Source organism: Mesorhizobium sp. WSM4844 (assembly GCF_055811775.1).
This window is the reverse complement of sequence record NZ_JBVVQB010000001.1, coordinates 163,202-175,466: the sequence shown is the minus strand read 5'-3', so window position 1 is coordinate 175,466 and position 12,265 is coordinate 163,202. Positions and strand designations below refer to the sequence as shown.

The window sequence follows — 12,265 nt, the reverse complement described above, 5'->3', positions numbered from 1 at the left end:
CTCTCGAATCTTTTTTTTGTTTGTTGCTATTTCATTTTCTCGCCGGTCTACAACCCCCCCCAAAAAAATTTTTTTTTTTTTTTTTTGGGGGGGGGGGGGGGGGGGCCCCCCCCCCCCCCCGTCCGGTCGAGCATTCCGAAGGAGCTCCGAGAGCGGCGGGCCTTATTCCTCGATGCCCTTGGTGCCGCGCCGCTTGAGGTAGGCGTCCCAATAGAAATCGTCGGCATTTTCCGCGGTGACGATGGAAAAGCCGTTGTCGACGAAGGGCACGCTCATGCCGTTGAAGCCCGACCGCCGGGCGTCGTTCATCGGATCGATCAGTTCAGGATGCTTGGCCAGCCACAGCAGCATGAACCCCATATAGCCCTGCATGCCCTGGTTCGGGTTGACTGAGCCAAAGATTTCGCCGGCCTTGATCATGTCGAGGATCTTGGCGTTGACGTCGGCCAGCATGACCCGGATCTTGCCGCCGCCTTCCTTGGCGGCCTGAGCTGCGCCGATTGCCGAGTTGGCTTCCGGCATGAACACCGCGCCCAGATCGGGATGCGCCTGAGCAAGGCTGAGCACGGCCTGATAGGCCTTCGTCGCATCCTGGTTCGACGCAGCGCGGCCGACGAGCTTCATATCCGGCCATTTGGCTTCCATGCGGGCGATGAACGCGGCAATGCGCTTGTCGTGATTGTCCTGTCCGGGGTTTTCGAGGACCGCGTATTCGCCCTTGCCGTCCATCGCCTTGGCGACTGCATCGGCAGCATAGGTGCCTTCGGCGACGTTGTCGGAGGTGATGTAGGATACTCGTTTAGAGTTGGGCGAGTCTGCGGCGAATGTGACGACTGCCGTTCCCTGCTCAATGGCCCGATTGATTGGCTCGATGAAGGGATCGGAGTTCATCGGATGGACCAGGATGCCAGCCGGCTTCTGAGCCAGCGCCTGGTCGAACGTCGCTATTTGCTTGTTCACGTCGTATTCGGGGGTCCCGGTATATTCGGTCTCGCAGCCGAACTGTTTTCCAGCCTGCTTGAACATCTCGTAGACCGGGAACCAATATTCGACGCCGGAAACCATGACGTTCATGACGTATTTTTCACCCGGCTCGCACTTGAACGGGTTAGCGGCCTGGGCAGCGGCGTGGCTTGCCCCCAACACTGTGGTGGCGGCTGCCGAAATGGCGAGCATGCTCAAAAATTTGCGCAAGAGTCCTCCCTCGGCCGAAGCCTGGTCAATTGGGCGGTCGGACACTTGCGTGCCGCCGCTTGTGGTTGATGAGGCCGAACCTCCTCCCGAGGCCCAGCGGTTGATCATTCGCAGCAGTTGGCTCGAGTGTCAATAAAATTCACATACAGAAATATATTTCACAACCGCTCGTGCACCCGCCCGGCCGAGGCGACAAGCGCCGCCATCGCAGCGGCTGTCCCCGTTCACGAGGACCGGCGCCGAAGCCGTTAGGGTCGCCAGTGTTGGTGAGTGAACAGCCAGGCAAGCTTAGGTCAGCAGTTTCAACTGCTTTCCTGAATGACCTACGACCGTTGTAGGTCAAGGCAGGCAGGGATTGAATGTCAGGGACGGGCCTTCTTCCCCTCTCAGGGGACTTCAGATCGTCCAGCCTTAGACATGCACGGCAATCGAATTGCGCTCCACCAAGCGGGCCGCCAGGACACGATGCTCGAAAGGTAAGGTGGCCTCCGCCAGCCTTTTCAAGAGAAGCTCCGCCGCCGCCGCTCCGATCAAATGGGCGGGTTGCGCGATGGCTGTGATACCTTGTGCCACGAACTGCATCCAGTCGAGATCGTCAAAGCAAAGCAGCGAAACGTCTCCTGGAATCGCAAGCCTCAGTGCGGAAGTCGCCTCCAGAACGCCTGTCGACATCACACCGTCGGCGGTGAATAGAGCGGACGGCGCATTGCGCATCGTCAGCAGATCGAGCGCCTCTTTGCGGGCCGCCTCGCTGGAATAGACCGTCACGCGGCGGATCAACTTCAGATCCGGCTCGATTCCTGCGGCACGATGGGCTTCCAGATAACCCAACAGCCGTTGCCAGCTTGGATGATGGTAGCGAACCTCGGCGCTGGAGAGGTCAGCGTTCGCCACGAACGAGCCGACATCATCGCGCTGGCCCGGACCTAGTTCGGCCAGTATGCCGATGCGGCTGTGTCCGGCCTCAATCATTGCAGCGATGCTGCTGCGCGTTACAGACACGTTGTCGACCACCACGGTATCGGTTTCCAGGCCCGCCACGATGCGGTCGAACTGCACCACGGGACAGCGGGCCGCGACTGCCTCACGAAGATGATCCGGCTGATCCGCGAAGGTCGATGAGACGATCAAACCGTCGACCTGTTTTTCCAGCAGCAGTTGCACTGCCTCACGCTCGAGTTCGGCATTTTCGTCACTATTCGTAACGATAACCCCGAAGCCGCCACGGCGCGCAACATCCCCTATCCCACGCAAGACGCTCGCGTAGAATGGGCTTTCGATGTCGCCGACCACAACTCCGATAGTCTGCGTCTTACCGGTGATCAGACCTTTTGCCAGGCGATTGGGGCGATAGCCGAGCGCAGTTGCGGCGGCGCGCACCTTCTCCTGAACCTCGGGGCTGCTGTAGCCATAGTCGCCAAGCACACGCCCCGCCGTGGCGGAACTGACCCCGGCCCGGCGAGCAACCTCTATGATGGTTGCGTTTTTTGATGATCTTTGAATCACTCAGCAAGCCCCGCCGCCCATTCGTGCGTCGCAAAGACGAGCTAGTGGCAGTTAGGCCCGCCCCGCAAGCCCGAACTCAGCAGCACTCGCCGTTGCACACACTATTGCAATCAGAGCACCTCAGACAGAAAGCGCCGAAGACGTGGGCTTTGCGGATTGTCGAAAAGGTCCGCTGGTCGCCCTGCCTCGACAATCCGTCCCTCGTCCATGAATACGACCTGGTTTGCAACCTTGCGAGCGAAGTTCATCTCGTGCGTAACGACGACCATCGTCATCCCGCCCCGTCCGAGGTCGGCCATCAAGTTCAGGACACCCTTCACCAATTCCGGATCGAGGGCGCTGGTGACTTCGTCGAACAGCATAATTTCGGGTTCGAGGGCCAGGGCTCGCGCGATGGCCACCCGCTGCTGCTGTCCGCCCGAAAGATTTGCCGGCCGATGGTCTTTTCGCTCCAAAAGTCCGACTTCATGCAGCCTCGCCAAGGCCGCGCGCTCAGCCGCCTCGCGTGACATGCCTTTTACCTTGCGCAGCGCCAGGGTGATGTTGGCGAGCGCACTGCGGTCGGGGAACAAGTTGAATTGCTGGAAAACCATGCCGACACGCCGCCGAAGCTGGTCAGGGGTCTGGCTGTAGATGCTTTCGCCATCGAGCAGGATGTCCCCGGCTCGACACTCGACGAGGCGGTTGAGGCAACGCAGCAAGGTCGACTTGCCTGAGCCGGATGGGCCGATCAGGCAGGTGACCGTCCCGGGCTCCACTTTCAGACTGACGTCATGGAGCACCTGGACGGCGCCGTAGGCCATGTCGATATTCTTGACCTCGATGCTGCCACCCTTGAAGCGTGCGGGCGACTTCGCTGCACCCGGCAGACCGGCGTCAGCCAGCTCGGCGACTTCCTTGAGGCCGCTCTGCACGCCGCTGATACGCTTGCCGACGCGCATGCGCGCGTCGATGTAGTTGACGAGGTGGGTTAGCGGGACCGTGATCACGAGATAGAACACGCCGGCCAGCAAGAGTGGTGACAAATTGCCGGTCAGCACGGCCTGGTCTTGGCCGACACGGAACAGTTCGCGTTCGGAGGCGAGCAGGCCAAGGAAATAGACCAGGCTGGAGTCTTTGACGTTGCCGATGAACTGGTTGACCAGTGCCGGCAGGACGCGGCGGATGCCTTGCGGGATCACCACCAGGCGCATGCCTTGGCCATACGTCATCCCGAGCGTGCGGGTGGCGTCGATCTGACCGCGCTCGACGCTCTGAATGCCGGCTCGGAAAATTTCTCCGATGTAGGCGCCGGCAATAAGGCTGAGTGCCAGAATGCCCAGCGGATAAGGCGATGGACCGAACAGGTCGCGGCCCAACCGTGCGAAGCCCTGGCCAATGATCAGAATAGTGACAATGGCGGGAAGTCCACGGAAGACATCGGTGTAGACCCGCGCGAGGAGCTTCAGCGGCCGGTTCTCGGAGATCCCCATCACCGCGAGAACGATACCGATCAGCGTCCCGAAAAACGTCGAGGCGACGGCCAGGATCAGGGTGTTCTTGAGGCCGACCCTCACCATGTTTGGCAGAACTTCTGCCATCGCCTGGAAATCAAGGAAGCTGCGGGAGAAGGTGTCGAACCAGCTCATATCAAGTCCATCTATAACTCGGCCGGGCACCGTTGCTCACGGGCCCGGCCGGAAAACACAGCGAAGTCGCTCGAATTCACATCTTGGGCAGATATTGATCCGGCATGGGGGTGCCCGCGAACCATTTTTCGTGCAGCCGTTTCCAAGTGCCATCCTCCATGGCCTCGCGCAGTGCCTTGTTCAGTGCCTCGCGGAAGGCATCGTTGCCTTTCCTCACGACGAACCCGGCTGGCGCATCGAAGGACGGCACGTTCATGGTTATCTTCAGGTTTTTATAGCGTTCTACATACTGCTTGGCCGACTCATAGTCGGTGAAATGGCCATCGATCGTCCCGTTGTTCAGCGCCGCCACCGCGGTGTTGTTGTCGGGGAACTTGACGATGTCGCCCTTCAGGTTCTTCTCGGCATAGATTTCCTGCAGCGTCCCCTGGATGACGCCGATGCGCTTTCCGGCGGTGCTCTCATTGCTCGTCAGAGCCGGATCGGCCGAAATGATCGAAAGGTAACCCGCGAGATAGCCATCGCCAAAATCCACGGTCTTCTTGCGCTCCGCGGTCGTGCCAATGGCGGCGACAGCGACGTCGAATCGGCCGTTGGCGACGGATGGCAGCAAGGCCGAGAATTCCTGGCCGGTGAAGACGACCTGCTCCTCCTTGAACCCAAGCCGGCGCGCCACGTCGCGGAAGAGTTCAGCATCGAAGCCGGTGAAGTTTCCATTGGCGTCGGTGAAGACGTAGGGTTTCGCATCGCCCATCGTTCCGACGCTGATCACCGTCGGGTCGATGAGATTGTAGGGGTTGTCGCTCGCTTTTGCCTGCGTTGACCAGGCCAGTGTGCCAAGTCCTGTCACCAGCGCGACGGTCAGCGCCAGACCGCATTTCACCAGGTGGCGCCTGCTCGAATTTGTTTGCATGTGTCTTCTCCTCTTAATCGGCCGAACCCGGCCTTGCGGTCCCACTCGACGTCTGATCCATCAAAAATGCTCTTAAGCGGCGTTTCGTTGAGCGGATGAGAACGTTATCACTTTTCCTAGCACTGTCCGATCATCGGGTCAATTGTTTCGGAGAATTTCGCGGCTAGACGGCTTCCCGGGTGGAGCGTGCCGGGCGGCGCGGAGGATCTCGGGCGTTATGTTGCCGATATCGATTGCTGACGCATGGCCGATGCCGCCGTAGTACTGGCAGGTTGCAGCCGCCGCCTCCGCGGCATGGCGGAGAATGTCGTGAGGCGCCTCTTCGTTAAGCAGGCCGAGTAGCGTTCGGGCGATGAAGGTGTCGCCCGCGCCCAAGGTGTCGACGGGTTCGACCAGCCGCGCCGGAGTGTGGTAGGAGACAGAGTCTCTGTGAAGCACAGCGCCGGCTCGACCGCGAGTCACCAAAACCCACTTTGAACCACATGCAAGCAGCTCGGATACGACTGCGGCCAATTCCTTGTCGTCGAGACCATCCCCTGAGACGGAAGCCAGATAGCAATAAGGTCCAATCTTTCGCCGATGCTCCGGTTCCCGTCGCGTAGAAAAATCGTAAGATAATAGAGAGTTACCTGACACTGAGGCAATCCACGGGTCTAATCCGCTGGACTGGCCGATATGCACGGCCTGAAAGCCTGAGAGAAAATCCAGATCTTCATGCGTCGGCGTGAACATCGAAACACCGAGGTCGAAATCCAGGAAAATCCGATCGGCGTTGTGGTGACCTATGAGGCAGTAAGCGGTCGGCCCTTCGAGGCGCCGCAATCGGGTGATGTCAACGCGCTCCGACGCCAGTGCCGTGCAGATCAGGTCCCCGGCCCGGTCTTTTCCGATCGCTCCAACATAGGCCGACTGCCCGCCGAAGCGGCTCAGGTGGACTGCGACATTGAGGCAGTTTCCGCCAGGATACATCTCGCCGCGATCAAGATAGCAATCGACCACGTTATCGCCCATCGCGGCAATCTTGACCATAGCAGGACTTTCAGCTTATAGGATGTGATAACGTTCGCACAATGACTGCTGCCTGTCAATTGCGCGCCGACCCCAACTCTGTCAGCGAGACGAGGATACTCATGATTTCCGCCCTGCCTGCCGACGTAGAACGCGCTCTGAACGCCACCGCGGGCAGGCAGTTTTCGCACCTCTTTCTCGTGGGGTGCGGCGGCTCGCTCTCGATCATGATGGCAGGCAAATACTTCCTCGACCGCCACAATGGGACATTCGCCTGTGACAGCTACAACGCGGATGAATTCGTCTGCCGAGATCCGCGGCGGTTGGGACCTGACACGCTCGTTGTCCTTTGCTCGCAGACAGGAACCACCAACGAGACAGTGCGGGCGGCCAATCATGCCAGGACGCGAGGCGCAACGACAATCGGCATGACGCTCGACCAGACATCGCCCCTCGCGCGGGCGGTCGACCACCCGATTGCCTACCAGGCTTCGTACACGACGGGCAAAGCAATCGATGCAGCCTACAGCAATTACGGCGTGCTCTACATGCTGCTCGCCGGTTTGATCGATGCTCGGGAGGATGGCGGGCTAACCGGTGACCTGCTGATCTCCCTGGGCCATCTTCAACCGGCCATCGAGCGCGCGCACCGGGCCTACGCAGACCGGTTCGAGGCGTTTGCCCCTCGCTTCGCACCTCGAGAGGCAATCTACACACTAGCCAGCGGTGCCAGCTACGGTGCGGCCTATTCCTACGCCATCTGCGTGCTCATGGAAATGCAGTGGTACGACTCGCAGGCAATACACGCGAACGAGTTCTTTCATGGCCCATTCGAAGTCGTGGATAAGGATGCTTGCTTCATTGTCTTGCTGGGTTTGGATGAGACGCGGAGCCTTTCCGAACGCGCCCGCGATTTCCTTATCGAGTACGGCAGCCGGGAAAACATCCTGGTGCTCGATGGAGCCGAACTCGACCTCAGCGGTATGTCCGAACACATCAAACCCTATCTCGTGCCTTTGGTCTTCTTCGACACTCTATGGCGTTTTGCCTACAAGCTGGCCGGTTTGCGCGATCGGCCAATGCTCGAGGGCCGGCGCTACATGAAGAAGCTGTCGGACTACTAGTCCCGCCGCGCGTGTGGCGATCTCACACTCAGCCCATCTTCCGCGTAGAAGGATTTCTCTATGACTGCATCCCCTAAGCCGCGTCATGTCGTCGTTGTCGGCGCAGGCATCTTTGGCACATCGACCGCGCTGCACCTCGCCCGCCTTGGCCTTGATGTGACCATTGTCAACGACGGCGCGCCGTCCAATGGTGCATCCGGCCGTTCACTTTCCTGGCTGAACTCAGCGCGACGCGCGGACACTGCCTATCACCGCTTGAGGCTTGCAGGCATCGATCGTTATCGGACCCTGGCCGCCACAAGGCCGGAAACCGCATCGTGGCTTCGCTTTGACGGCGGCCTCACCTGGGATGCGGATGACGAGGCGAACCAGATCGCGTCGATGTGGCAGTTGGAGCAGGATATTGGTTATGACTCGCTTCTGCTCGACCCTGCCGAAGTTGGCGCAGTGACGCCCGGCATCGATGCAAACGCGATCGCCCCGCAGGGCGCCATCTTCAATCCTGGCGAAGGATGGGTTGACCTGCCGTCTTTGATCGATCGGCTGCTCAATGAATTCCGCTCCCGCGGCGGCAAGCTTGTTCAGGACGCTGGACGCGTGCGGATAGTTGCCACAGGCGGTCGCGCACGTGGCGTCATCACTGCTGGCGGTACGCCGGTCGAGGCGGATGCAGTCGTCCTTGCCGTAGGACCAGCGACGCCTTGCATGCTTGCGGAGATCGGAGTCCATGTCCCCGACGCCACCCCGATTTCACTTCTCTTGAAGACCAAACCGATCAAGGCCGACCTCCGTGCCGTGCTGAATACGCCGCGTGTTGCGGTGCGCCCGACGCCGGATGGCGCACTTGTTTTGGATTCGGCATGGTCGGAGGAAGAAGTCGTGGTCAACTCAGACGGCACTTACACCGTGCACGACAAAACCGTAAAGGGACTGCTCGACGAAGCTACCGCCGTGCTCGACGGCAATCCGCGGCTCCAACTCGCAACCTACGCCGTTGGCCCGAAGCCTATCCCCGGCGATGGCGAGCCGGTGCTTGGCTCCGTCGAGACCGTCGCCGACCTTCACATCGCTTTTAGCCACAGCGGCGCCACGCTTGGACTGATCGTCGGCGAATTGCTGGCCAAAGAAATCGCCTCCGGCAATCCGCATCCCATGCTTGCAACCTTCCGCGCCAACCGTTTCGGCTAAAAGGGCAATCGCGGCCGAGATCGAATTGTCCAGATGAGCCGCGGTGGCATTGCCCAGATGACCGCCTTCGGAGGTTGATCCGCGCAGCTGACTAGGATAACATGACAATCGTAGTTTAGTTTTAGCCGCGGCCGCAGCAAGGCTGGCCCTTCACGCGCGGCGCCATCAAAACCTTTGAAACTCAGCACAGAGCGCCTGCCCGGCGTCTGTGCGACATGGCGTCCGCAACGAATGATCGACAAGAATCAGATTGCAGCAGAACAGGCAACGTTCCGAGCCTTCGCAAACAGCTATTTGCGTGAGCTGAATTCCGGGATTCCGGTGTTCCACCGCATCGGAGAACGGAACCTCGATTGCGTGGAGATTTCCCTGCCGTCGCGGCATGCCGTGCTGCGCATCGAAATGAAATCCCGATCGCTTTGCGGAATGCACCTGTTTGGACAGATCTGGATTCGTCAGGATGCAGGTCCGAACTGGCACGAGATAGAACCGATCCTGGCCGTGCATCTGCTTGTGCTGGGAGCCAGAGAAGCCGGATCGGCCACGCACCGACAAGCCGATGTGGAACTCCTCGAACGGATTCTTCAGAGCTGTCAGGCGACGAAGCGTTACCTCGATGCCGCCGATCGGGCGCCGCCACCGGTCGGCTTTATAGCCGCGGAACAATCCCTGTATTTTGGACATCCGCTGCATCCGACGCCCAAGAGCCTGCAGGGCATGTCGAACTGGCAGCAGGATGTCTATGCCCCCGAATTGCGCGGCGGTTTCCAGCTGGCCTATTTCGCCGCCGCTGCCGACCTCGTCCGCGAGGATTCCGCCGGCATCGCGGTGACCGCGATCGTCAGCTCACTGCTGGGGAATGACGCCGGCAAGGTCGCCGCAGGTAACGGCGAGATGCTCCTGCCCATGCATCCGCTTCAGGCGCAAGCGTTGATGCTCGACCCGGCGGTGCGCGCGCTCATGGATTCAGGGCAAATCCGGTATCTCGGCCCGGCAGGGCCGGTGTTCACGGCGACTTCTTCGGTGCGCACGGTGTACAGCGATGATGCCGCCTGGATGCCGAAATTCTCGCTGCCCGTCCGCATCACCAACTCGAAGCGCGTCAACAGGCGGCACGAGCTGGAGGCGGGCGTTGCGGTGGCGCGCCTGTTCGAGCGCGCCGGGATCGACATGTTCGAGCCGCGCCTCGGCTTTCTCCACGACAGCGCATACGTGACGCTGGATTTTTCCGGGCAGGCCGAGAGCGGTTTCGAAGTCATCTTCCGCGAAAACCCGTTCCGGGGCCGCGCCGACCACCCGGTGATCACCGTTTCGGCACTGACGGCCGAACCACGTCTCGGGCACAGCTCATTGTTCGAAACCGTCGTCCGGCGCGTCGCGCAGGATCATGATATCTCGGTGCGGCAGGCGTGCCGTCGCTGGTTCGAATGCTATCTCGACTGTGCGCTCGATCCCCTGGTCAAACTCTACGATCGGTTCGGCGTCGCGCTGGAAGCGCACCAGCAAAACAGCTTGCTTGACCTGTCGCAGCAGGGGCTGCCCAGCCGATACCTCTATCGCGACAGCCAGGGGTTCTACCTCTCGAACAGTTTCAGGGCCCGGTGGTATGGCCTGATGCCCGACATTGTCCAGATCCGCAGTCTTTTCTTCGACGACCGTGAGATTCGCGAGCGGCTCTCCTACTACCTCATCGTCAATCAGATCTTCTCGGTCGTCGCTCGCGCCGGGCATGACGGCCTGGCAAGCGAGGCCGAACTGCTCGCCATGCTGCGTGCGCGGCTCAAGAAGCTGGCGCAAGAGCTCACTGGCGCGGGCGGGGAATTCGCGACCAGCCTGCTGGACAAGCCGCACATCACCGCGAAGGCCAACCTGGCAATCCGACTCGGGGATGTCGATGAGCTGGCCGAGGGCGGCAGCGCCGTCTACACGCATTTTCCCAATCCACTCAGCCGTGTCGGGCTATTTGTCGCCGCGGAGCAGGCACATGCCATTGCCTCTTGATCTCCACGGCATCCCCGAGCTGCGTGTGATGCGCCAGCTCGCGGAAGCCCTGGTCTATGAGGGCCTGGTCGATTGCGCGGTGTCGCGCGACGGCGGGAAAGCCCGCTTCGAATGGCGCTGCGGCGGCGCCTCGATACGCTGCGAGGGATCGATCGGCGCCTTCGGCCGGGTCAGGGTTGTCGCCGAGACGATCGAGCGGGGCTGCGCCGACCAATGGCGCCCGGCGACGCTCGGCGATCTGCTTGCGAGCATAGACACCTGCCCCGAACGGCGCGCGCAACTCACGTCCGAACTGGATCGGACGCTCGATTTCAGCGCCTGGAACCAGCTCAATCTCCGGCCCAGACCGCGCCGCGATCTGCCATTTGCGCAACTCGACAGCGCGATCGATGAGGGTCATCCCTATCATCCGTGTTTCAAGGCGCGCACCGGCTTCGACTACGCCGACCACGCGGCGTACGGCCCGGAAGCAGGCAACGCCTTCCAACTGGCCTGGCTGGCGGTCGCGCCCGAACGTCTGCACTCGGCGTTTCCCACGGACGAGCAGGCTTTCTGGATGCACGAACTCGGCACCGAAACCTACGCGCTGCTGGACGAGCGCCGTGCCCGGCTCGGCGACAATGCAAGGCGGTTCGGCCTGATGCCGCTGCATCCCTGGCAATGGAAAGCGTTACAGGGCTCGGAGCTGTCGCGCTGGCTGGCGGAGGGCTCCGCCGGTTTCCTCGGCCATGCCGGCGATCGCTATAGCGCCAGCCAATCCGTGCGGACGCTGTTCAATCGCGATCACCCGCGACGCGCCAATCTCAAACTGCCGATGAATCTCGTCAACTCGTCGGCCAGGCGCATCATCGAGCCGCATTCGGTGTGCAGCGCGCCGTCGATCAGCCGCTGGCTCAAGGACATTGTCGCCAGCGATACGCTGTTCGAGGCGCGCTATCCGCTCACGATCCTCGCCGAATATGCCGGCACGATCGCAGATCGGGAAGGACCGCTGGCAGGACAGATCGCCGCGATCTGGCGGGAGGACGTTACGAGCAGCCTCCAGCCCGGCGAAACCGCGGTGCCGCTCAACGCGCTGATGGCCTTGGAGAGTGACGGCCAGCCGTTCGTCGCGGACTGGGTCGAGCAGTACGGGCTGGACGCCTGGCTCGACAAGCTTGTGGCTACGGTGGTGATGCCGGTGTTTCACCTGCTCGTCGGCCATGGCATCGCCACGGAAGCGCATGGCCAGAACTTGATCCTGATCCATCGCGATGGCTGGCCCGTGAGACTGGCGATGCGCGACTTCCACGACAGCGTCGAATATGTGCCGGGCTTCCTGCGCGATCCCTCCACTGTTCCCGACTTCCTCGCCTTGAACCCCGCCTATCGTGACGCCGCGCCGAACCAGTACTACTGGATGGAGAGCGCCGATTTGCTCGGCGAGCTCTGCCTGGACGCCTTGTTCGTCTACAACCTCGCCGAGATCTCGCATCTGCTGCGGCATTGTTACGGTCTCGACGAAGACAGCTTCTGGTCAGACGTCGGCAGGCGGTTGCAGGACCATTGCCGGCAGTTCGGACTGACACACCGGCAGGCCGCGCTTGGCCTGTTCCAGCCACGCATCCGCACGGAATCGCTGCTTCGACGCAAGCTCGCGCCACCGGGCACCGAATGCGCTCACGAAATCCCAAACAGCCTTGCAGTCGCGTAAGGAGACAGAA

9 protein-coding genes are annotated in these 12,265 nt (G+C 61.2%); 4 read left to right on the top strand and 5 right to left on the bottom strand.

All coding sequences use genetic code 11. From position 1 onward, the window contains the following. Positions 1-162 precede the first annotated feature (162 nt). From AC0L2A_RS00800 to AC0L2A_RS00780, 5 genes are all read right to left on the bottom strand, one after another. Positions 163-1,194 (bottom strand): substrate-binding domain-containing protein, encoded by a 1,032-nt coding sequence (locus tag AC0L2A_RS00800; protein ID WP_027156384.1) that lies wholly within the window; start codon positions 1,192-1,194, stop codon positions 163-165. A 411-nt stretch (positions 1,195-1,605) separates the two neighbouring features. Beyond that, positions 1,606-2,700, bottom strand: coding sequence for a LacI family DNA-binding transcriptional regulator (locus AC0L2A_RS00795; protein ID WP_473607145.1), 1,095 nt, complete (start codon positions 2,698-2,700; stop codon positions 1,606-1,608). A gap of 110 nt (positions 2,701-2,810) precedes the next feature. Next, positions 2,811-4,328, bottom strand: coding sequence for an amino acid ABC transporter permease/ATP-binding protein (locus AC0L2A_RS00790; RefSeq protein ID WP_473607144.1), 1,518 nt, complete (start codon positions 4,326-4,328; stop codon positions 2,811-2,813). Between the two features lie 76 nt (positions 4,329-4,404). Then, positions 4,405-5,241 carry an ABC transporter substrate-binding protein gene (locus tag AC0L2A_RS00785; protein WP_473607143.1) on the bottom strand — a complete coding sequence of 279 codons (837 nt, stop codon included), beginning with the start codon at positions 5,239-5,241 and terminating at the stop codon, positions 4,405-4,407. Positions 5,242-5,379: 138 nt separating this feature from the next. Beyond that, positions 5,380-6,270 carry a PfkB family carbohydrate kinase gene (locus AC0L2A_RS00780; protein WP_473607142.1) on the bottom strand — a complete coding sequence of 297 codons (891 nt, stop codon included), beginning with the start codon at positions 6,268-6,270 and terminating at the stop codon, positions 5,380-5,382. A gap of 101 nt (positions 6,271-6,371) precedes the next feature. Between AC0L2A_RS00780 and AC0L2A_RS00775 the strand changes: the two genes are divergently transcribed. From AC0L2A_RS00775 to AC0L2A_RS00760, 4 genes are all read left to right on the top strand, one after another. Beyond that, the gene (locus tag AC0L2A_RS00775) at positions 6,372-7,373 is read left to right on the top strand and encodes an SIS domain-containing protein (protein ID WP_473607141.1); all 1,002 of its coding nucleotides are present in this window, start codon (positions 6,372-6,374) and stop codon (positions 7,371-7,373) included. Positions 7,374-7,433: 60 nt separating this feature from the next. Continuing rightward, entirely contained in the window at positions 7,434-8,561 is a 1,128-nt protein-coding gene (locus AC0L2A_RS00770; protein WP_473607140.1) for an NAD(P)/FAD-dependent oxidoreductase, read from the top strand. A 231-nt stretch (positions 8,562-8,792) separates the two neighbouring features. Next, positions 8,793-10,562, top strand: a complete 1,770-nt coding sequence (locus tag AC0L2A_RS00765; RefSeq protein ID WP_473607139.1) for an IucA/IucC family protein — start codon at positions 8,793-8,795, stop codon at positions 10,560-10,562. Beyond that, a complete protein-coding gene (locus AC0L2A_RS00760; RefSeq protein ID WP_473607138.1) occupies positions 10,546-12,255 on the top strand; it encodes an IucA/IucC family protein in 1,710 nt (569 codons plus the stop codon). The genes AC0L2A_RS00765 and AC0L2A_RS00760 overlap by 17 nt, the downstream gene beginning before the upstream one ends. The last annotated feature ends 10 nt before the right edge of the window (positions 12,256-12,265 follow it).

What these genes read in the sequence shown, in the direction of transcription:
- AC0L2A_RS00760 (WP_473607138.1), top strand. Translation starts at nt 10,546, where the DNA reads ATGCCATTGCCTCTTGATCTCCACGGCATCCCCGAGCTGCGTGTGATG.
- AC0L2A_RS00790 (WP_473607144.1), bottom strand. Translation starts at nt 4,328, where the DNA reads ATGAGCTGGTTCGACACCTTCTCCCGCAGCTTCCTTGATTTCCAGGCG.
- AC0L2A_RS00775 (WP_473607141.1), top strand. Translation starts at nt 6,372, where the DNA reads ATGATTTCCGCCCTGCCTGCCGACGTAGAACGCGCTCTGAACGCCACC.
- AC0L2A_RS00780 (WP_473607142.1), bottom strand. Translation starts at nt 6,270, where the DNA reads ATGGTCAAGATTGCCGCGATGGGCGATAACGTGGTCGATTGCTATCTT.
- AC0L2A_RS00785 (WP_473607143.1), bottom strand. Translation starts at nt 5,241, where the DNA reads ATGCAAACAAATTCGAGCAGGCGCCACCTGGTGAAATGCGGTCTGGCG.
- AC0L2A_RS00770 (WP_473607140.1), top strand. Translation starts at nt 7,434, where the DNA reads ATGACTGCATCCCCTAAGCCGCGTCATGTCGTCGTTGTCGGCGCAGGC.
- AC0L2A_RS00765 (WP_473607139.1), top strand. Translation starts at nt 8,793, where the DNA reads ATGATCGACAAGAATCAGATTGCAGCAGAACAGGCAACGTTCCGAGCC.